The sequence below is a fragment of the Streptomyces daqingensis genome, assembly GCF_014645895.1.
GTDB classification, from domain to species: domain Bacteria; phylum Actinomycetota; class Actinomycetes; order Streptomycetales; family Streptomycetaceae; genus Streptomyces; species Streptomyces daqingensis.
Genome location: NZ_BMMP01000010.1, coordinates 234,000 through 253,291 on the forward strand (window position 1 = coordinate 234,000; position 19,292 = coordinate 253,291).

Annotated in this window: 20 protein-coding genes and 1 riboswitch; of the genes, 12 read left to right on the plus strand and 8 right to left on the minus strand. The window is 72.2% G+C overall.

Going from position 1 to position 19,292, the window contains the following annotated elements:
- Window positions 1-49 precede the first annotated feature (49 nt).
- Window positions 50-243, minus strand: a riboswitch (cobalamin riboswitch).
- Window positions 244-377: 134 nt separating this feature from the next.
- Both IEY56_RS16820 and IEY56_RS16825 read right to left on the minus strand, forming a co-directional pair.
- Complete coding sequence (locus IEY56_RS16820) at window positions 378-596, minus strand: hypothetical protein (RefSeq protein ID WP_189038003.1); 219 nt, start codon at window positions 594-596, stop codon at window positions 378-380.
- Window positions 597-719: 123 nt separating this feature from the next.
- Window positions 720-2,027 (minus strand): inorganic phosphate transporter, encoded by a 1,308-nt coding sequence (locus tag IEY56_RS16825; protein WP_189038004.1) that lies wholly within the window; start codon window positions 2,025-2,027, stop codon window positions 720-722.
- A 236-nt stretch (window positions 2,028-2,263) separates the two neighbouring features.
- On the opposite strand from IEY56_RS16825, the gene IEY56_RS16830 reads away from it, so the two are divergent.
- The 3 genes from IEY56_RS16830 to IEY56_RS16840 all read left to right on the plus strand — a co-directional run bounded on the left by IEY56_RS16830 (window position 2,264) and on the right by IEY56_RS16840 (window position 6,035).
- On the plus strand, window positions 2,264-2,905 hold the full coding sequence (locus IEY56_RS16830) for a class II aldolase/adducin family protein (RefSeq protein WP_189038005.1): 642 nt from the start codon (window positions 2,264-2,266) through the stop codon (window positions 2,903-2,905).
- A gap of 199 nt (window positions 2,906-3,104) precedes the next feature.
- A complete protein-coding gene (locus tag IEY56_RS16835; protein ID WP_189038006.1) occupies window positions 3,105-4,295 on the plus strand; it encodes an alpha/beta hydrolase in 1,191 nt (396 codons plus the stop codon).
- Window positions 4,296-4,487: 192 nt separating this feature from the next.
- Complete coding sequence (locus tag IEY56_RS16840) at window positions 4,488-6,035, plus strand: hypothetical protein (RefSeq protein WP_189038007.1); 1,548 nt, start codon at window positions 4,488-4,490, stop codon at window positions 6,033-6,035.
- A gap of 46 nt (window positions 6,036-6,081) precedes the next feature.
- Here the strand turns inward: IEY56_RS16840 and IEY56_RS16845 are convergent, their stop codons facing one another.
- Entirely contained in the window at window positions 6,082-6,480 is a 399-nt protein-coding gene (locus tag IEY56_RS16845) for a VOC family protein (RefSeq protein WP_189038008.1), read from the minus strand.
- 207 nt (window positions 6,481-6,687) lie between these two features.
- On the opposite strand from IEY56_RS16845, the gene IEY56_RS16850 reads away from it, so the two are divergent.
- From IEY56_RS16850 to IEY56_RS16860, 3 genes are all read left to right on the plus strand, one after another.
- Window positions 6,688-8,286 carry an ABC-F family ATP-binding cassette domain-containing protein gene (locus tag IEY56_RS16850; RefSeq protein ID WP_189038009.1) on the plus strand — a complete coding sequence of 533 codons (1,599 nt, stop codon included), beginning with the start codon at window positions 6,688-6,690 and terminating at the stop codon, window positions 8,284-8,286.
- 367 nt (window positions 8,287-8,653) lie between these two features.
- On the plus strand, window positions 8,654-8,875 hold the full coding sequence (locus IEY56_RS16855; protein WP_045864328.1) for a helix-turn-helix domain-containing protein: 222 nt from the start codon (window positions 8,654-8,656) through the stop codon (window positions 8,873-8,875).
- Window positions 8,876-8,950: 75 nt separating this feature from the next.
- Window positions 8,951-9,730: an enoyl-CoA hydratase/isomerase family protein gene (locus IEY56_RS16860; protein WP_189038074.1), complete on the plus strand. Its 780-nt coding sequence runs from the start codon at window positions 8,951-8,953 to the stop codon at window positions 9,728-9,730.
- Between the two features lie 106 nt (window positions 9,731-9,836).
- Here the strand turns inward: IEY56_RS16860 and IEY56_RS16865 are convergent, their stop codons facing one another.
- Window positions 9,837-10,682, minus strand: coding sequence for a nucleopolyhedrovirus P10 family protein (locus tag IEY56_RS16865; RefSeq protein ID WP_189038010.1), 846 nt, complete (start codon window positions 10,680-10,682; stop codon window positions 9,837-9,839).
- Between the two features lie 183 nt (window positions 10,683-10,865).
- Between IEY56_RS16865 and IEY56_RS16870 the strand changes: the two genes are divergently transcribed.
- From IEY56_RS16870 to amaP, 5 genes are all read left to right on the plus strand, one after another.
- Entirely contained in the window at window positions 10,866-11,363 is a 498-nt protein-coding gene (locus IEY56_RS16870) for an Asp23/Gls24 family envelope stress response protein (protein ID WP_189038011.1), read from the plus strand.
- Between the two features lie 66 nt (window positions 11,364-11,429).
- A complete protein-coding gene (locus IEY56_RS16875) occupies window positions 11,430-11,618 on the plus strand; it encodes a hypothetical protein (protein ID WP_189038012.1) in 189 nt (62 codons plus the stop codon).
- A 12-nt stretch (window positions 11,619-11,630) separates the two neighbouring features.
- Window positions 11,631-11,999, plus strand: a complete 369-nt coding sequence (locus tag IEY56_RS16880; protein ID WP_189038013.1) for an Asp23/Gls24 family envelope stress response protein — start codon at window positions 11,631-11,633, stop codon at window positions 11,997-11,999.
- A gap of 20 nt (window positions 12,000-12,019) precedes the next feature.
- Window positions 12,020-12,679 carry a DUF6286 domain-containing protein gene (locus IEY56_RS16885; RefSeq protein ID WP_189038075.1) on the plus strand — a complete coding sequence of 220 codons (660 nt, stop codon included), beginning with the start codon at window positions 12,020-12,022 and terminating at the stop codon, window positions 12,677-12,679.
- A gap of 5 nt (window positions 12,680-12,684) precedes the next feature.
- Window positions 12,685-13,290 (plus strand): alkaline shock response membrane anchor protein AmaP, encoded by a 606-nt coding sequence (gene amaP / locus IEY56_RS16890; protein ID WP_189038014.1) that lies wholly within the window; start codon window positions 12,685-12,687, stop codon window positions 13,288-13,290.
- 12 nt (window positions 13,291-13,302) lie between these two features.
- Here the strand turns inward: amaP and IEY56_RS16895 are convergent, their stop codons facing one another.
- Genes IEY56_RS16895 through IEY56_RS16905 form a run of 3 tightly spaced genes read right to left on the minus strand, consistent with a single transcriptional unit; the run spans window position 13,303 to window position 16,229 of the window.
- A complete protein-coding gene (locus IEY56_RS16895; RefSeq protein WP_189038015.1) occupies window positions 13,303-14,064 on the minus strand; it encodes an SDR family oxidoreductase in 762 nt (253 codons plus the stop codon).
- 56 nt (window positions 14,065-14,120) lie between these two features.
- Window positions 14,121-15,068, minus strand: a complete 948-nt coding sequence (locus IEY56_RS16900; protein ID WP_189038016.1) for an SURF1 family cytochrome oxidase biogenesis protein — start codon at window positions 15,066-15,068, stop codon at window positions 14,121-14,123.
- Window positions 15,069-15,086: 18 nt separating this feature from the next.
- The gene (locus IEY56_RS16905) at window positions 15,087-16,229 is read right to left on the minus strand and encodes a DEDDh family exonuclease (RefSeq protein WP_189038076.1); all 1,143 of its coding nucleotides are present in this window, start codon (window positions 16,227-16,229) and stop codon (window positions 15,087-15,089) included.
- A 299-nt stretch (window positions 16,230-16,528) separates the two neighbouring features.
- Here IEY56_RS16905 and IEY56_RS16910 point away from each other — a divergent pair, with 299 nt between their 5' ends.
- Window positions 16,529-17,443 (plus strand): sterol desaturase family protein, encoded by a 915-nt coding sequence (locus tag IEY56_RS16910; RefSeq protein ID WP_189038017.1) that lies wholly within the window; start codon window positions 16,529-16,531, stop codon window positions 17,441-17,443.
- 81 nt (window positions 17,444-17,524) lie between these two features.
- On the opposite strand, the gene IEY56_RS16915 is transcribed toward IEY56_RS16910, so the two are convergent.
- Window positions 17,525-19,063 carry a S8 family peptidase gene (locus tag IEY56_RS16915; RefSeq protein ID WP_444544892.1) on the minus strand — a complete coding sequence of 513 codons (1,539 nt, stop codon included), beginning with the start codon at window positions 19,061-19,063 and terminating at the stop codon, window positions 17,525-17,527.
- Window positions 19,064-19,292 lie beyond the last annotated feature (229 nt).

Consider the following 19,292-nt stretch of genomic DNA (forward strand, 5'->3'; position numbering starts at 1 on the left):
GCGGCCGGGAAGCCACGCATGGCGGTGTCCTCACTCAGGGTCCTCGCCCTGGCTCGACGTACCGGCGGCGAGAGTCTCCTGGCTCCCGGATCGCAGCGTCTCCCGGCCTTCCGGCCCGTTGACGCTCGTGGGCCGTGACCTTCGCTTGGGGTTCGCTCCCCGGTGACAGTGGCGGGACCGCGCCGGATTCTCACCGGCTTCCTCTCCAGCCGCCGTTGGGCAACCGGAAGTCCACCATGTACGGGATGGGCCGTCAACTCGCCGCTGACCTGCGGCGGAAGAGTGTGAGCAGACGCACGGCGAGGGGTACGGGCTCCACGCCCGTACCCCTCGGCCGATGCCCGCCGTGCTCTGAAGTCCGGCCGGCGGGCGCTACTTCACGGTGCGGTGATGATGTAGATGCCGTACGCCACCGCCGCGGCGCACAGCGCGTAACAGGCGTACGCGCCGGTGCGCGCGAGCGCCGACGCGCCGCCGCCCTGCGCCTTGCCCGCGGAGCCGTTCACGATGCCGAGCGTGAACAGCCCCACCAGGCCGACAGTGGCCACGAGGCTGACGCCGAATACCTCGCCCAGTGCTGCCCAGTCGATGTTCATAGCGTTTCCCTGTCTCAGGTCCGGCAGAGGTCCGGCTGACGCCGGTCTGCAGTGCGGTCGGGGTCGGGGTCGGGACTTCTCTAGTCGGTCCGGTGCGAGCTGTCCCGTCCGGCGGACGCCTTGCTAGCCGAGCGTGGAGCCAGCCCGGGGGCGTTCCTTCTCGGCTTCGGCTTCGGCGACAGGCCCGGCAGCCGGCGTGCCCTGCGGCAGCGACATCTCCGGCAGCGAGGCGTCGCTTCCCGCCTTCACGGTGGGCGGCGGTGCGACGGCCTGGAGCGCGGCCGTGACGACGCCCGCGGCGTCCTCTTCCGCGGTCTCGCCCGGGACCGCCGTGTCGTTGACGTTGGTGTGGTCGACGGGCTGGCGCCGCGAAAGCAGCCAGATGCCGCCGCTGACGACCACCGCGAGCACGGCGACCGTGGCGACGCCCCAGGTGCCCTGCCCCGCCAGAAGGGCCGCACCCGCGGCGACGAGCCCCGCGGCCGGGAGGGTCAGGCCCCAGCCCATGACCATGCGGGCCGCCGTCGACCAGCGCACGACGCCGCCCTTGCGGCCGAGCCCGGAGCCCATGATCGCGCCGGAGCAGACGTGCGTGGTGGAGAGCGAGAAGCCGATGTGCGAGGAGGCCAGGATCGTCACGGCGGCGCTGGTCTGCGCGGCGAAGCCCTGAGGCGGCTTGATGTCGGTCAGGCCGCTGCCCATGGTGCGGATGATCCGCCAGCCGCCCAGGTACGTGCCCAACGCGATGGCCACACCGGCGGAGACGATCACCCAGGTCGGAGGGTCGGCCTGCGGCGCCAGCGCGCCGCCCGTGATCAGCGCCAGGGTGATGACGCCCATGGTCTTCTGCGCGTCGTTGGTGCCGTGCGCGAGGGAGACCAGCGCGGCCGAGGTGATCTGCCCGGCCCGGTAGCCCTTCGCGGTCTGCTGCTCGTCGGCGTTCCGTGCCGCCCGGTAGGTCAGCCGTGTCGCCAGGAGCGCGGCGAGCCCGGCGACGAGCGGGGCCGCGAGAGCGGGGATGAGTACCTTCATCACCACGGTGCCGCCGTTGACGGCGCCGAGCCCCACGGACGCGACGGTGGCGCCGAGGAGGCCGCCCATCAGTGCGTGGGAGGAACTGGAGGGAAGCCCCGCGAGCCACGTCAGGAGGTTCCAGATGATCGCGCCGACCAGGCCGGCGAAGATCACTTCAGGCTGGATACCGGAGCCCTCGTCGATGATCCCCGAAGAGATGGTCTTGGCGACCTCGACGGACAGGAACGCGCCGATCAGATTGAGGACCGCCGACATCGCCACCGCGGTCTTGGGCTTCAGTGCCCCGGTGGAGATGGTGGTGGCCATGGCGTTGGCCGTGTCGTGGAAGCCGTTCGTAAAGTCGAACACCAAGGCCGTGACGATCACGATCCCGATGAGAAGCGTGATGTGTTCCATTCACCCAGGCACAATCAGTCGAAGGTTAATGACTCGTTGAACGTAGGGACGGTGGGTGAACGGAAGATGAACTACGGCGGGCAGCGGAGTGTCGCTCCCCGCCGTACGTTGTGAGCGGTACCACAGCAGGTCCCGCCGCCACCGTCCGCCCCGTGTGACACGCTTCCTCGGGCCCGTCGCCGGGCCCTTCCCCGGCCGCCCCGAGCGGGGCCCCGCACCCTCCCGGAGGTCCTCAATTGCTGAGCGCCTGGAACGAGTTGGTGACCGTCGCCCGCCGTACGGCTGCGGAGGGCCTCGTGGTGGGCACCTCGGGGAACGTGTCCGTTCGCGTGGGGGAGAACGTCCTCGTCACCCCGAGCGGAGTCCCCTACGACAGGCTCGGCCCCGGCGACCTGTGCGCGGTGGACCTCGACGGGCGGCGTACCGCGGGCAGTCTGAAGCCCACCAGCGAACTCCCCATGCACCTGGCCGTGTACAGGCACACCGAGGCCCGGGCTGTCGTCCACACCCACGCCGTACACGCGACCGCGGTCTCCACGCTCGTCGCCGAACTCCCCGCCGTGCACTACATGACGGCCGCACTGGGCGGTCCCGTACGCGTCGCCCCCTACGCCACCTACGGAAGCGACGAGCTGGCCGCCGGCATGCTCGAGGCTCTCGACGGACGCAGCGCCTGCCTGCTGCAGAACCACGGCACCATCGCCTACGGAGCCGACCTGGACCAGGCGTACGACAGGACGGCGCAGCTCGAGTGGATGTGCCGCCTGTGGCTGACGGCCTCGTCCGTGCCGGGACGTACCCCGTCGCTGCTGCCGGACGAGGAACTCCGCCGCGTCGCCGAGAAGTTCGGCGGATACGGCCAGACGCCGGCCGGGTGAGGCCGACGGCCGCCACACGTGCGTCCTGCGGGACCTCGCTCCGCGGCTCCCCCGCTGCCCCTCCGCCCTCCCCGCCGCGTGGACCCGCCCGGCACCGCTCCGGCCGAAGCCGCCGCCGCGGGTTCGGACCCCCCGCCGCGGTCACCCGGGCGACGCCGCCCGCTGGCCGTACGCCTCCCTGAGACGTGACACTGGCTGGATGCGCATGCGTACGGCGGCGGTGGCCGCCACCTCCGCGCTCGGCGCCGCCGCGGCCGCCGTGGCCGCGGGCCGGTACGCGGCCGGGGCCGCCCTCCGGCCGGCGCGCTCCGCCCCGGCCGCGGGACGGGGGCACCTCCCCGCGGGCTTCGGCGGGCCCTCCCTCACGGTGCACGAGGTGGGCACCGGTCATATCGCGCTGACCCGCTCCCTGACGACCCTGCTCCCGGGGACGTACGGCCTGATCGGACGCGGCTGCCACGCCGTCGTCGGCCCCGTGCTGAGCGGCGGCGACCAGGCCGGCGCCGCCGCCGACACCGTCGTACGCCGGCTGGAGCGGATCACCTACGGCGAGCTGGCCCCCCGTACCAAGGTCTGGCTCACGCCCCAGGTGTACACGGGAGGGCCCGGTGACGCGCTCGGCGTGGACCGCACGGAGATCGAGGTGCCGGGCGAACTCGGGCCGCTGCCCGCGTGGTTCGTGCCCGGGCCTCGCGACGTCTGGGTCGTCGCGCTGCACGGCCTCGGAGCCGGACCGGAGCAGGCGCTGCCGCTGCTCCCCTTCTACTCCGCCCTGGGGCTCCCCGTCCTGGGCCTCTCCTACCGGGGCGACGCCGGCGCTCCCGCCCCGCCGGGCGGCGTCCGCCACCTCGGCGGCACCGAGTGGCGTGACGTGGAGGCCGCCGTGCGGTACGCCGTCGGGGAGGGGGCCGCGCAGATCGTGCTGCACGGCTGGTCCAGCGGGGCGTCCATGGCGCTGCGGGCCGCGGACGAACTGCGGTCCGGGGCCGGGCAGGGGGAGGGCGGCGCCGCGGGACGCATCAGCGGCCTCGTGCTCGACTCGCCGGTGCTCGACTGGTGGACCACCCTGCGGGCGCTCGCCGCGGAGCGCCACGTACCGCGCCCGCTGCTCCCGCTGGCCGTACGCGCCGCTCAGGGGCACGCCCGCGCCGCCGAACCCGATCAGCCCGCTCCGGTGGTCCGCCCGGACCGCCTCGCCGTGCCGGCCCTGATCGTTCACGGCCCGGACGACACGATCGCCCCCTGGGACGCGTCGACGGCGTTCGCGACCGCCCGTGAGCAACTCGTCAGCCTGTACACGGTTCCGGACGCCCCGCACGCCGCGATGTGGAACGCGGACCCGGGCGAGTACGAGGAGAGGCTTCGGCGGTTTCTGACGCCGCTGCTGTGAACGCCGCTCTTCCCGGGATCCGGGACAGCCTCCGCGGAACGGCTGCGGCACCCGGTCGGCCGGTGCCGCGGGCGCAGCCGTGAAAACCTTTGAATTGTCGCCAACCGCCGCTCGGACCAGGGCAGTTGGACCCGGCAGGGGAAAACGGAACGGAGAATTCCGGGACCCCGTTTGGGATTTGCGCCACAGACCATGAAGACTGCTCCTGTGACGCCGTCCCGTACCCCGCGAGACAACCCGCTCCGCCTCGTCCCCACGCGGCCGATCGCCGCTGCCCGGCGCACGGTGACCGCCCGGCGTACGCGCCCCGCGCCGCCGCCGCCCGAGGGGCTGCCTCCGCGCGAGGAGCTCGCCCGTCAGGCGAGAGCCGCGCTGGCCGACGCCGTGACGCTGGCCCGGTGGGCCGAGCGGCACGAGGCACACCCCGGAAGCGGACCGGACACCGAACGAGCCGCCGCGGCGCTCCGGATGCCCCCGTCGCACGTCCGGACCCAGTGGGACCGCGCGCGCCTCGCCGGCCTCGTCGAGCTCCACGACGGGACGGCCCGCCCCGGCTGGCGGCTGCGCGCCTGGGAGCGGGACGACAGCGCAGTACTGCGCGGCTGGGTCGCCCTCTTCGACGCGTGGTCCCTGGCCTACCCGGCACCCACCCCCGCCGACCCCGGCCTCGTCGCCGAAGTGGTCGAGGCGGCCCCGCAGTTGCTGTCCGTCATGCATCTGACGGCCGGGCCGCTCACCTTCCCCGATCTGCACGACCTGCTCGCCAAGCGCGTGGCCGAGCTGCGCGCCGAGCGCGACGCCGCACCCGAGGCAGCGGGCGAGGCGCCGGCCGACGGGGAGCCCGGCGGCATTGACACCGCGCCGGAGCGCCGCGACGCGCCGGCCGATGCCCCGGCGGCGACCCCGGCCACCGAGGTCTCGCTCCCCGGCCTGCTCGACTGGGCCCTCGACGGCTTCGCGGCCGTCGGAGCCCTCACCCGGTGCTCCGACGTCGAGGCGCCCGCCGGACCGCGCGCCACGGCGTCCGAGGGGAGCCCGGAACCGGGGAACCCCCCGGGAGAGCCGGCCGTGCGCCAGGGCTCCGCCGTGCTCACCCCGCTCGGCAACTGGGCGGTGTGGACCAAGCTCGAACAGATCTGCGTGGCCGCCCAGAGCCCCGCCGGCAACATCGAGCAGCCCGCCCAGGACATGCTGCGCGGGTGCGCGCGCCTCAGCCCCGGCCCCGCCCGCGACGAGTACCGCGCATGGCTGGCCGCCCGTTCCACGGGAACCGCCATCACCGAACTGCTGGGCGCCGCCCGTGGGGAGGACGCCCTCATCCGCGGGCTGGCCTTCGAGGCGCTGCGCGTCGTCGGCGCCCCCGCGGAACCCGAGGTGCGGACGGCCGCCGCGGAGCCGACGCTGCGCCCTTACGCGCTGCTCTGGCTCGCCGAGCACGACGGTGCCGACCCGGAGGACCTGGCGGGTGGCGCCCCCGGAGTCCTCACCCGCGAGGAGGCCACCTGGCTGTGGGTGGACACCGCGGCAGCCGTCACCGACCACGGCGAGGAGCGCCTGCTCGTCGACCACCTGGAGACGGCCGTGCAGGGCACTGTCCCCAAGCTGCTGGAGGAGGTGCGGGCCATCGGCCACCCCCGCACGGTGCAGGTGCTCGTCGCGCTCGCCGCCGCGCACCCCGACCCGGCGCTCGCCAAGGCGGTGCGCCGTGCCGCGTTCCAGGTCCACACCGGGGGCCTCTGACCAGGGGCCTCTGACTGGCCTCCTCCGCCGGGGGCCGGGATGCGGTCTACGGGCCGAGCGGCGGCACGTAGGTGCCGAAGCTCCAGACGTTGCCCTCCAGGTCCCTGGCCATGTAGTCCCGCGAGCCGTAGTCCTGGTCGGTCGGCTCCATGAGGATCTCCACGCCGGCCTCGCGGGCCCGGGCGCAGTGCGCGTCGACGTCGTCGACCACCACGTACACCCCCGCGGGGCCCGCCTTGCCCATCGCCTCGGCGAACACGCCCTCCTTCTTCGAGCCGAGCATCACCGCGCCGTTGCCGTAGGTCAGTTCGGCGTGCAGAACGGTGCCGTCCTCCCCCTCGTACAGCGCGGAGCGCCTGAAGCCGAACGCCTCCTCCAGCTGCGCGATGGCCGCTTTCGCGTCCCCATACACGAGCGTCGGGTACAGGGTCGGTGCGTCAGTCATGACGGTGCCTCCTCGACGCGTGGCCCGCGCCGCCGCGGACCGTTTCACCTGCTTCGCAGTCTCGCAGCGGGCACTGACAATCGCCGGAGACAAATCCGTTGCGCGGCGCCGTTAGACTGACGGCATGGCTACTTCCCGCACGCATTAGCGCCGTACGTCCGCCTCAGTGTCCGTACGTACGCCCGTAAACCATGCCTGGAGTAGTCCGTGATCACCGCCACCGGCCTGGAGCTGCGCGCCGGCGCCCGCATCCTGATCGAGTCCGCCACGTTCCGCGTCGCCAAGGGCGACCGCATCGGCCTCGTCGGCCGCAACGGAGCCGGGAAGACCACGCTCACCAAGTGCCTCGCCGGTGAGGCGAACCCCACGGGGGGCACCATCACCAGCAGCGGGGAGGTCGGCTACCTCCCGCAGGACCCGCGCACCGGCGATCTCGACGTCAGCGCCAGGGACCGCATCCTCTCGGCCCGCGGACTGGACACCGTCATCCGCAAGATGCGCGAGAACGAGGAGCGCATCGCGCACGGCCAGGGCGCCACCCGCGAGAAGGCGCTCAAGAAGTACGAGCGCCTGGAGACCGAGTTCCTCACCAAGGGCGGGTACGCCGCGGAGGCGGAGGCCGCGACGATCGCGGCCAGCCTGGGCCTTCCCGACCGGGTGATGACCCAGCCGCTGCACACCCTCTCCGGCGGTCAGCGGCGCCGCATCGAACTGGCCCGCATCCTCTTCTCGGACGCCGACACCCTGCTCCTCGACGAGCCCACCAACCATCTGGACGCCGACTCCGTCGTCTGGCTGCGAGACTTCCTCAAGACCTACCGCGGCGGCCTGATCGTGATCTCCCACGACCTGGCCCTGATCGAGACCGTCGTGAACAAGGTCTTCTACCTGGACGCCAACCGTGCGGCGATCGACGTCTACAACATGGGCTGGAAGCAGTACGTCGTCCAGCGCGAGGACGACGAGAAGCGCCGCAAGCGCGAGCGCGCCAACGCGGAGAAGAAGGCCGCGGCGCTCAACTCGCAGGCCGACAAGATGCGCGCCAAGGCCACGAAGGCGGTAGCGGCCAAGAACATGGCCCGGCGCGCCGAGAAGCTGCTCTCCGGGCTCGAGGCGGAACGCGTCTCCGACAAGGTCGCGAAGCTGCGCTTCCCCGACCCCGCGCCCTGCGGCAGGACGCCGCTGATGGCGGAGGACCTCTCGAAGTCCTACGGCTCGCTCGAGATCTTCACGGGCGTCGACCTCGCCGTGGACAAGGGCTCCCGTGTCGTGATCCTGGGCCTCAACGGCGCCGGCAAGACGACGCTTCTGCGGCTGCTGTCGGGCAACGAGGAGCCCGACACCGGCAAGGTCGTCCCGGGCCACGGGCTCAAGCTGGGCTACTACGCCCAGGAGCACGAGACGCTCGACCCGGCGCGCACCGTCCTGGAGAACATGCGCTCGGCCGCCCCCGACATGGACCTCGTCGACATCCGCAAGACGCTGGGCTCCTTCCTCTTCTCGGGCGACGACGTGGACAAGCCGGCCTCGGTGCTGTCGGGCGGTGAGAAGACGCGGCTGGCCCTGGCGACCCTGGTCGTCTCCTCCGCCAACGTCCTGCTGCTGGACGAGCCGACCAACAACCTCGATCCGGCAAGCCGCGAGGAGATCCTGGGCGCCCTGCACACCTTCACGGGAGCCGTCGTCCTCGTCACCCACGACGAGGGTGCGGTGCAGGCGCTGGAACCGGAGCGGATCATCATGCTGCCGGACGGCGTCGAGGACCTGTGGAGCGAGGACTACGCGGACCTCGTCGCCCTCGCCTGACGTTCCGCGGCTGCGGCGGCCGCTGCCCCTTGATCAACCTCTTCTGGATCATTCGGCCGACACTTGATCCTTCATCTGAGTGAGGGCGGCTCGTACCCCGGCGTGCCCGCGCGGCGCCGCGAGACGCCTGTGGCATGTCCTGCCCCCGGTGCCGGACGGCGCTCAACGGGCCTGCCTGACCTGTGTGTTCACCGCCGGCCGGTGTCCGGGGCAAAGGATCAAGCCACCGGAATCGCATACTCCGACGTCAACGGACAGTAGCCCTCCGGTGACCCCGCCCCGATGGACCTTGCCGAATGGGTGGCCAGAAGCAGGGGGAGGGGTGATCATGAGAGTCACGTAGCGCACTTCCCATGAGGAGGCACGGGTGGCCGAGACTCTGAAGAAGGGCAGCCGGGTGACCGGCACCGCGCGCGAGAAGCTCGCGGCAGACCTCAAGAAGAAGTACGACGGCGGTGCGAGCATCCGGGCGCTGGCCGAAGAAACGGGCCGTTCCTACGGATTCGTGCACCGGATGCTCAGCGAATCCGGTGTAACCCTGCGAGGTCGCGGCGGGGCCACGCGAGGCAAGAAGTCCGCCTCGGCCTGACGGGACTTCCAGGCATCCCCTTCCGGTGGTTACTCTTCAGTCACATGACTGCCGAGTAACCACCGGAGGATGTCGATGACCCTGCTGGACAAGGACGGCGTGCGCCTCGCCGTGGACGGTGCCGTGGCCACGGTCACGCTCACCAATCCGGCCAAGCGCAACGTCCAGTCCCCCGCCCTGTGGCGGGCGCTGACCGAAGCGGGCCGCATGGTGCCCGGCGACGCCCGGGTGGTGGTGCTGCGCGCCGAGGGCCGGTCCTTCTCCGCGGGCCTCGACAGGCAGGCGTTCGCTCCCGAGGGCATCGAGGGCGAACTGAACTTCGGCGACCTCGCACACGCCTCCGACCAGGAGATCGACGAGACGATCGCCGTCTTCCAGGAGGCGTTCACCTGGTGGCGCCGTCCTGACCTCGTCAGCGTCGCGGCCGTGCAGGGCCATGCCGTCGGAGCGGGCTTCCAGCTCGCGCTCGCCGCCGACTTGCGCGTGTGTGCCGACGACGCGCAGTTCGCGATGCGTGAAACGAGCCTCGGTCTCGTGCCCGACCTGACGGGCACGCACCCCCTGGTGCGGATCCTCGGCTACTCGCGCGCCCTGGAGGTCTGCGCCACCGGGCGGTTCATCCAGGCCGAGGAGGCCGAGCGGACGGGGCTGGCGAACCTGGTGGTCCCCGCCGAGGAGCTCGACGCGGCCGTCTCCGACCTCGCCGCCGCCCTGCTCGCCGCGCCGCGCGACGCCGTCGTCGAGACGAAGGCGCTGCTCGCCGGGGCGGCCACGCGGACGTACGAGGAGCAACTGGCCGCCGAACGGGCAGCCCAGGCACGGAGGTTGCGCGACCTGGCCGGCATCGGCGACTGATCCGCGGGCGGGGGCCCGGCGCGACGGCCGTCTTGCAGCCGTTCCGCGCCGGGCACGCCCGCCCCTGCATGGTGCGACGTGCCCCGCGCGGTCGGCACCCGCGGGCTCACGCGGTGCGCACGCCGCCGGAGCCGATGGCCGGGTCGACTGCCGTCACCACCACGGCGACCGTCACGGCCGGTGCCGGCTCCGGTGCGTCCCATGCGGCGGCCTTCGCGGCCGCCTCCCGCACCGCCAGCGCCACGTCCAGGGCGCGGGCCTGCTCGTCCACCCCGATCTGGATCTGCAGATGGCGGCTGCGGACCCCGGATCCGTCCTCGACGTCCGTGACGCTCACGGCGTCGGTCCTGTGCCCGCCCAGCAGCGGCCCGAGGACCGGCGCCAGCCGCGTTACGCCCGGCACGGCGATGACCGTCTCGGCCGTCGCCGTCGCCCGGGGGTGGTCCGCGGGGGCCGGCGGATGCTCGTCGGTCCCGTCGGTGACGTGGTCCTGAGTCCCAGGAGCGGATCCGTCCGGGGTCCCGTCCTGGCCGCCGTCCACGGAGGCGGCGGGCCCGTCCAGCAGATCCGTCACCCGCAGGTCCGCCCACGCCACGTCGAGTCCGAGCCGCTCGTCGGCCGCCGTGAGAAGCGCGGTGCGGAGGCGGTCCGCGGTCGTGGTCAGCGGGGCGTCGGCGGGGGCGGCGAAATTCGCCTCGATGTGCAGCGCGCCGGGCGGGAGAGCCGAAGGAGGCGCGGGCACGGAGGGAGTATCCGCCTCAGCCGGGTCCGCAAGCCTCAGCCGCACTCCCTCCAGCCGAACGTCCGGCACCGTCCGTGCGGCGGCCGCGCGCAGTACGGTCACCGCCGCGCTCTCCGTGAGCCACGCCCCGTCTCCGGCGCCGCCCAGAGGCAGCAGGTTTCCCAGGCTCAGCTGATGCCGTACGTCCTGTGCCAGCTGATCGGCGGCCATGTGCGACTCCCTGTCGTGTCTGCCGGTGTTCTGCGTCAGTAACCCGGGTGCGCCGCTGCTCGCGTGCCTGCGGTGAGCCGGGAGGTCGGCGTACGCAGGCGAATCACGACGAATGCACCTAATGTGACACAAGAGCGGCATTTCGTATGCCGTCAGGCGTTCCCTATCTGAAGGGTGAGGACGATGACGGACACCAAGCCCGGCAACCGCTTCGAAGCTGGCGGAGGCGGCTCCAGCACGGCGGCCCACGACGGAAAGTCCGAGACGAGGCGGCCCAGGGGCGACAGGGGCAGCCGCGGGCGCACCACCATCGCCGACGGAGTCGTGGAGAAGATCGCCGGGATGGCGGCGCGCGACGTCGACGGCGTGTACGCGATGGGCAGCGGAATGGCCCGCACGTTCGGCGCGATGCGCGACCGCGTCCCGGGCGGCAGCAAGTCCGCCTCGCGCGGCGTGAGCGCCGAGGTCGGCGACGTGCAGAGCGCGCTGGACCTGGAGATCGTCGTCGAGTACGGCGTCGCGATCGCCGACGTGGCCGCTTCCGTACGGGAGAACGTCGTCAACGCCGTCGAGCGGATGACCGGCCTCGAGGTCGTCGAGGTGAACATCGCGGTCAGCGACGTGAAGCTGCCCGACGAGGAGGACGAGGACGAGGACTCGGGCCGTACGCGCGTGCAGTAGCGCGGCAGCGGCGGTCCGGCGGACGAAGTGGCGGCACACGACGTCCACTGAGCGAAGGAGCTCACGATGAGCATGGCCGTGATCGGCTTGATCGCAGGGATGGCGCTCGGCTTCGCCGGATACTTCGGCGGCTTCGGGGCCTTCCTGCTCGTGGCCGCGCTGGGCGGCTTCGGCTTCGTGGCGGGCCGCTTCCTGGACGGCGACCTGCAGGCGGAGGACATCTTCCGCGTCCGCGACGAGAGCCGGCGCCGGTGAGGGGGTGAGAGGGTGACCTCAGCCGAAGTGGCCGTACCCGCGAGGGGATCGACCACGATCGTCGAGCGGGTCGTGGCCAAGGTCGCGGCGCAGGCTGCCCGGGAGGCCCTGCGCACCGTACCCGCCGCCTTCAAGGTGCCCCGCGGGCCTCTCCGCCCGCCCCGCGCCACGGCGTCGCTCAGGGACCGGACAGCTCGGGTCCGCGTCGTCGTGGAGCTGGGCTACCCTTCGGACATCGGCGCGCAGTGTGCTGCGGTGCGCCGGCAAGTCGCTTCACGTGTCAAGGAATTGGTCGGCATGGATGTGCCGGAGGTAGCCGTCGGCGTGGAGCGGCTGCACTCCGAGCAGCTGGACAGCGAGAGACCCGGGAGGGTCCGGTGAGCGACGAGCGCACCCAGCAGATGCCGACTCTCGAGAAGACGCCCCCGGCCGCCCAGTCGGGTGGAGGCGGCGGAGGTCACCTCGAGCAGGCGGCGTCGGCGGCCGCGTACGACCCGGGCGGCTCCGGCGAAACGGCCTCCCGCGCCGGCCGCTTCTGGTCGCTGCGGCGCGTGCCGGCCGGGATCGTCGCGCTGCTGGCGGCGGCCCTGGCCGGAGTGCTGCTCTACGACGTCGCCGCCGTGCGTGCCGGAGAGCCCGCGATGGGCTGGCGGCGCACCCTCGCCGACGAACTGGCCGGCACCGCCGTGAACGACGCCAAGGTCCTCGCCGCCGCCTGCGTCGTCACGCTGCTGGGGGTGTGGCTGATCACACTGGCGGTGACGCCCGGCCGCCGCGGGCTCCTCCCGATGCGGCGCGAACACCCGCATGTACGGGCCGGGTTGGAGCGCTCCGCCGCCGGTCTCGTGCTGAGGGACCGCGCGATGCAGGTGACCGGGGTCCAGTCCGTCGACGTCTCGGTCGGACGGCGGAAGGTGCGGGCGCACGCCCGCGCGCACTTCAGGGACCTCCACGAGGTACGGGGCGATCTCGACTCGGCGCTCGCCGAGGGCATCCGGCAGCTGGGCCTCGCACGGCAGCCCGGCCTGTCAGTCCACGTGCGGCGCCCGAAGAGAGGCTGATCAGGATGGGCGGAACGCTGCGGTCCGTGAACCGGGTACTGCTCGGCCTGGCGGGAGCGCTGCTCCTCGCCCTCGGGCTCGCGGTGCTCGTCGCCGGTTTCGACCTGCCCCGGCACCTGAACTTCTCGATGCCCTCCGGCTGGCCCTGGACCGCCCCTGACGACGCGCTGCTCACGGACGGCGAGCGCACCCGCTGGCGGTCCGAGAGCTGGTGGTGGCCGGCCGTCATCGCGGTGCTCTCCCTGCTGGTGCTCCTGCTGCTGTGGTGGCTGCTGGCGCAGTTGCGGCGGCGCAGGCTCGGCGAGGTCCTGGTGGACACCGGGGACGGCGAGGGCGCCCTGCTCCGCGGCAGCGCGATGGAGAACGTCCTGGAGGCGGAGGCGTCCGGCCTGCCGGGAGTGGACGGGGCGGCCGTACGGCTCACCGGACGGCGCACCGCGCCGCAGGCGGTCATGGGCCTCCGGCTGGAAGCGCACGCCGCGCCGGGGCCGGTGCTCGGCCGTCTCACCAAGGAGGCGCTGGAGCACGCCCGCAGCTCGGCGGCGCTGGAGAAGCTCCCCGCCGAGGTGCGGCTGCGTACGGTCAAGCACCGTCCGGAGCGGGTGCTCTGACCTCGCTCCCGCTCAGAAGCCGCGCCGTGCGCCGCCGTCCACGGGAATCATGACGCCCGTCAGGTAGGAGGCGGCCGGCGAGAGGGCGAAGGCAGCTGTGCGTCCGAACTCCTCCGGAGTCCCGTAGCGGCGCAGGGGGATCATCGCCTCGTTGCGGCGCCGGGCCGCCTCTCCGTCGCCCGAGAGGGAGTCGAGGTACTGGAGGCGCTCCGTGGCGATGCGCCCGGGCAGCAGCCCGAGGACCCTGACGCCGCGGGGCCCGGCCTCGGTGGCGAGGCTCTTGGCGAATCCGGCGAGGCCGGGGCGGAGGCCGTTGGAGAGGGCGAGCCCGGGGATCGGCTCGTGGACCGAACCGGAGAGCACGAACGCGATGACGCCGCCCTCGCCGAGCTCGGCGGACGCCTTGCGGGCCAGCCGTACCGCGCCGAGGAAGACCGTCTCGAACGCGGACTGCCACTGCTCGTCCGACAGTTCGTCGGCGGGTACGCCCGCGGGCGGGCCGCCCACGCTGATCAGCACGCCGTCGAAGCGCCCGAAGCGCGACCTGGCGGTCTCCACCAGTCGCTCCGCGGTCTCCGGCGCGGCGTTGTCCGCCCCGATGCCGACGGCCGAGCCCGCTCCGAGCTGGGCGGCGGCCTCCGTGGCGGCCTCGTCGGTGCGGCCTGTGACGACCACTCGGGCTCCGTCGGCGACGAGTTGCTCGGCGGCGGCGAAGCCCAGGCCACGAGTGGCGCCGGTGATGACGTATACGCGGTCCTTCAGCCCAAGATCCATGGCTCACAGTGTGCGGCACCGCCCGCGGCGCGCGCACGCAGGGGCCCAGGCGGACGTCAGACCGCGGAGGGCGGCGGGCCGCCGGCGCCGGCGGAGGAGACCGTGTCACGCTGGCCGGCCGCTCCGGCCCCGGTGCCCTCTTCCGAGCCTTCTCCGATCCCGTCGCTTGGACCGGCTCCGTCCGGACCTGACGCGGGCCCGCCGGAACCGGCCCTGTCCTCCGAACCTCCGGCGTCCTCCGCGCCCTGGGCCGCGAGACGGTCGCGGCGCTCGCGCCGTACCAGCACCACCCAGCCGACGGGCACGCCCGCCGCGAAGAGCCACCACTGGACGGCGTAGGCCATGTGCGGGCCGATGCTGCTGTGGTCCGGCTCGGCGACCTCTTCCGGCTGATGGCCCGAGGGCTTCGGCGTGGTGTCCGTGAGCTGCAGGTAGCCGCCCACGACCGGGCGGTCCATGGCCTCGGCCTGCCGGCGGCTGTCGATGAGCATGACCTGGCGCGGGGGCAGCCCCCGCTTGTCCTTGATGCCGCTGGCCTCGCTCGTCTCGTCCCTCATGGCCCGGCCGGTGACGGTGACCTCGCCGTCCGGCGCCTCGGGGACGTCGGGGAAGCGGGTCAGGTCGCCGTCCGCCTCGATCCAGCCGCGGTTGACGAGGACGGCCTTGCCGTCGCGCTGGATCAGGGGAGTCAGGACGAAGTAGCCGATCGACTGCTCGTCGGCTCCCGTGCGCTGCCGTACGACGACCTCGTGCGCGGTGTCGTAGCGGCCCGTCGCCGTGGCCGTACGGAACTGGTCGTCCTCCGCCGGGCCGCGCTTACCCTGGCTGACCTGCGCGAACGGTACCGCCCGCGCCCGGAGGCTGGAGCTGATCAGCTCGTTGTGCGCGACGCGCGCCTCGTGCCTGTGCAGCTGCCAGAAGCCCAGTTCGATCATCACGGGCACGAGTGCGACACCGAGAAGGGTGAGGATCACCCACTGCCGGGACAACAGGAAGCGGTACACGCCTGACGACGTTACCCCTCAGCCTCCGGAGCCCGGCGCCGGGGCCACGTCCAGCAGGAGCTGCCCGAACGCCGCCTCGTCGACCACCGGGGTCCCGTGGGCCTGCGCCTTGACGACCTTGGAGGTGAGGGAGTCCGGGTCGTTGGTGACCAGCAGACTGGTCAGCCGCGAGACCTGGGAAGCGATGTGCAGGCCCGCCTCGGTGGCGCGGTCCTCCAGCAGTTCCCGGTCCACGGAGGTGTCGCCCGAGATGGCGACGCGCATGCCCTGCACCAGCCTGCCGCCCGGCTCGTACCGACCCGGGTTCGGGTAGGGGCAGGCCGGGCGCTTCCGGGCGGGACGCCAGCTGCGCCCGTACGACCGGTAGCCGCTGCCGCCCTGGCCCCTGCGGCCGCCGCCTCCGAAGCCGCCTTCCGACCACTCCGAGAGCGGCTGGCACGTCAGCAGCGGCAGCCGGACCCCGTGCCGGGCGGCGAGCCGGAGGCTGGGCCGGAACGCCTCGGCGAGCACACGGGCGTCGTCGAGGGCGTGGTGGGCCTGCTGCTGGGCGACGCCGTAGTGCGCGGCGAGCGACTCCAGCTTGTGGTTGGGCAGCGGGAGCGAGAGCTGCTTGGCCAGCGCGATGGTGCACAGCCGCTGCCGGACGGGAGGGGTCCGCTCCGCCCTTGCGTACTCGCGCGCGATCATCGACCAGTCGAACACGGCGTTGTGCGCGACGAGGACGCGATCGGCCAGGCGGTCCGCGAAAGCGTCGGCGATCTCCGCGAACAGCGGCGCGTCGGCGAGGACTTCGGCCGTGAGGCCGTGGATCCAGGTGGGGCCGGGATCGCGTTGCGGATTGACGGTGGAGTACCAGTGGTCCTCCACCTCGCCCCTGGCGTCGAGCCGGTAGACCGCGGCGGAGACGATGCGGTCGTGACGGGCGAGGCCCGTGGTCTCCACGTCGACCACCGCGTATCCCTGCGGATAGCTCTCCGGCCAGCCCTCCCCGTCCTCGGCGGCTGCCGGATCCGGTGACGCGTGCTGCTGCGGAACCGGGAATTCCAGGGGAAGGGGCAGCGCTGCCGGTGCCTGAACGGCGGGTGACTGAACCGGAATTCGGAGAGGCTCACCGGTCTCGTCCGCGGGCTCGTCCGGCCGTGCCGTCTGGTCTTCGAGCATGGTCACAGAGAATACGGTGCGGCACTGACAGCCCCGGCTCCGCGGGCGCCGACGTGCCGAAGAGTCGTCAATGTCCGCTCACGCGCGCCTGTTTGAGCGTTCGGGGCGAGCGGCCGCGGTCCTCGCGCCACCGTCCTCCGTCGGGTTCTGCCGCCGTCCGGGGCCGGGGCCGGGTGATCTTTCCGGCCGGGTCGGAGGCGGGTGTCGGAGCCGGCGGGCCCGACGCGGGGCGCCACTCATTTTGTACTAACCGGTAACAACCCCTGGCGGGCGGCTCCGCCGAGCTTTACCTTGCTGACATGCCGTCTCAATTGCCCGATGTCGTTCTGTGGTCGATACCCGCCTTCATCCTGCTCACGGTCGTCGAGATCGTGAGCTACCGCATCCATCCGGACGAGGACGCCGCCGGATACGAGACCAAGGACGCCGCGACGAGCATCGGGATGGGGCTCGGGAGCCTCGTCTTCGACGCCCTGTGGAAGATCCCGATCGTGGCGATCTACGCGGCTGTCTACGAACTGACGCCGCTGCGCGTCCCCGTGGTCTGGTGGACCGTGCTGCTGATGCTGCTCGGGCAGGACTTCTTCTACTACTGGTCGCACCGCGGCCACCACGTCATCCGCATCCTGTGGGCCTGCCACGTGGTGCACCACTCCAGCAAGAAGTTCAACCTCAGCACCGCGCTGCGCCAGCCGTGGACGTCATGGACGGTCTGGCCGTTCTACGTGCCGCTGATCGCACTCGGCGTGCACCCCGCGGCGCTCGCCTTCTGCTCCTCGGCGAACCTCGTCTACCAGTTCTGGATCCACACCGAGCGGATCGGCAAGCTGCCGCGCCCGGTCGAGTTCGTGTTCAACACGCCCTCGCACCACCGCGTCCACCACGCCTCCCAAGGCAGCTACCTGGACCGGAACTTCGGCGGCATTTTGATCGTCTGGGACCGGCTCTTCGGCTCTTTCACGCCCGAGACCGAGCCGTGCGTCTTCGGGCTCACCAAGAACATCTCGACGTACAACCCGCTGCGTGTGGCGACCCATGAATACGCCGCGATCGGACGCGATCTGCGGGCGGCGCGCAATTGGAGCGAGCGCGCCGGGAGGGTCTTCCGCGGGCCTGGCTGGCGCCCCGCCGAGGACCCGACGGAAGGGGCCGGGCTGCCTGAGCAACCCGGCCCCTCACCGGACGGTCCGCCGGCTCAGCGCGTCACGTCCTGACCCTGGGGCCCGTCCGCGAGCGTCGCTGCGCAGTGCGGTGTCACCGCCGTCGTGCTTCCGCGGAGGACTCCCGCGGCGGCGTCACTTCTTGACGGCCGCGAGGGCATCGACGATGCCGTGGCCGTAGAAGCTGTTGTTGCCCTTGAGGCCGGTGCAGTCGGCCTTGTACGTGCCCTTGCCGTCAGGGTCGTACTCCTCGGGGCAGGTCACGCTCTTCGCCTGCGCCTTCAGCATCCAGGCGATCTCCTTCGGCGAGGACTCGGGGTGCTCGCTCTTGAGGAGCGCCGCGACGCCCGCGACCTGCGGCCCGGCCATCGAGGTGCCCTGCAGGTAGGCGTAGTCGCCCTCGGGCATCGTGGACAGGACGCCGCCGTCCTTGGCCGGGTCCTCCGGCGTCTGGTAGCGGCGGTCACCGCCGGGGGCGGAGACGTCGACCTCGTCCAGGCCGTAGTTGGAGAAGTAGGACTTGCCGTCCTCCGCGCCGGTCGACGACACCGAGGTCACGCCGGGCAGCATGCTGGGCAGGTCCGGGCACTCGGCCGGGTCGACGGTGCGCTCGACCGGCTTCGTGTCGTTGGGGCTCGTGTCGTCCACGATCTCGCTCGCGGCCAGGTCGTGCGAGGAGTTGCCCGCGGAGGAGACGTGGGTGACGCCCTTGTCCGTGGCGTACTTCGTCGCCCGGCTCACCGCGTCGGCGATGGCCGCCTGGTCGTCGTGGTCGGCGCAGTTGAACAGCCACGGATCGGTGTAGTAGCTGTTGTTGGTGACCTCGACGCCCTTGTCGGCGGCGAAGACCATCGCGCAGACGACGGCCTCGCCGTAGAAGAGCGAGGTCTCCTCCTCCGAGACCTTCAACGAGGCGACCTTGACGCCCGGCGCGGCGCCGGCGACGCCGACTCCGTTGCGCGGGGCGGCCACGATGCCCGCGACGTGCGTGCCGTGGTAGTCGTTCGCCGGGTCGAACGGACGCCAGGCGCCCTCGGAGGTGTCGGCCTTGCCGCCCACGCAGCTGGCGGACTGGCCGGCCGCGAAGTTGGGCTGCAGGTCCGGGTGCGTGTCGTCCACACCGGTGTCGATGACACCGACGGTGACGTCCTTGCTGCCCTCGCTGATCTTGCTGGCCTTGTCGGCGCGGATGGCCCGCTTGTCCCACTGCAGGGACTCCAGCGGCTCCTTGCCCTCGGCCTTCGCCTTGGCCCTGGCCTGCGCACCCGTCTTGGACTTGGGCACCTCGACGAACTTCGGCTTGCCCACGTCGGTGGTGCCTGCGGCCTTCAGGGGCGCGGTGCGGGTCGCGCCCGCGGTGTCGACGCCCTTGACCGCGCGCATCTTGTCGCCGAACTTCGCGTTCGCGGAGTGGGCGACGATCACGCCTATCTGCTCGTACGCCGTGACGACCTTGCCGTCGGCCTTCTTTATCTCCTTCGCGACGCGCTTGATCGTGCCGGCGTCCGCCTCCGTGTTGACGACGTAGCTCAGCGTCTCGCCGTCCTTCTTCGAGGAGGCGGGTTCATCCTGACCGTTGGCCACGGCGGCGCCCGCCAGGCCGAGAGAGGCGGTCAGAACCAGTCCCAGCGGCATCGCGAACTTGCGCCACCGTCTGGAAGGTTGTGAATCCATGGGGTCTCCATGTTCTTTGAAGTTGACCACAGAGCTGGGAACTTAGCGCTGATCGGACCAGCTCAGCAACGCTTTCCTGAAGATGACCCGGGTTTGCCCGGGATCCCTCTTTCGTGATTCAACGACCGACCCCTGTTGCCCGGGCCTTGTGAAGATCTACGATGCGCGGCACCGGACAGCTAGTAAGTACACCCCGACCTGCATATTTTCCTCACAGCACCACCACATC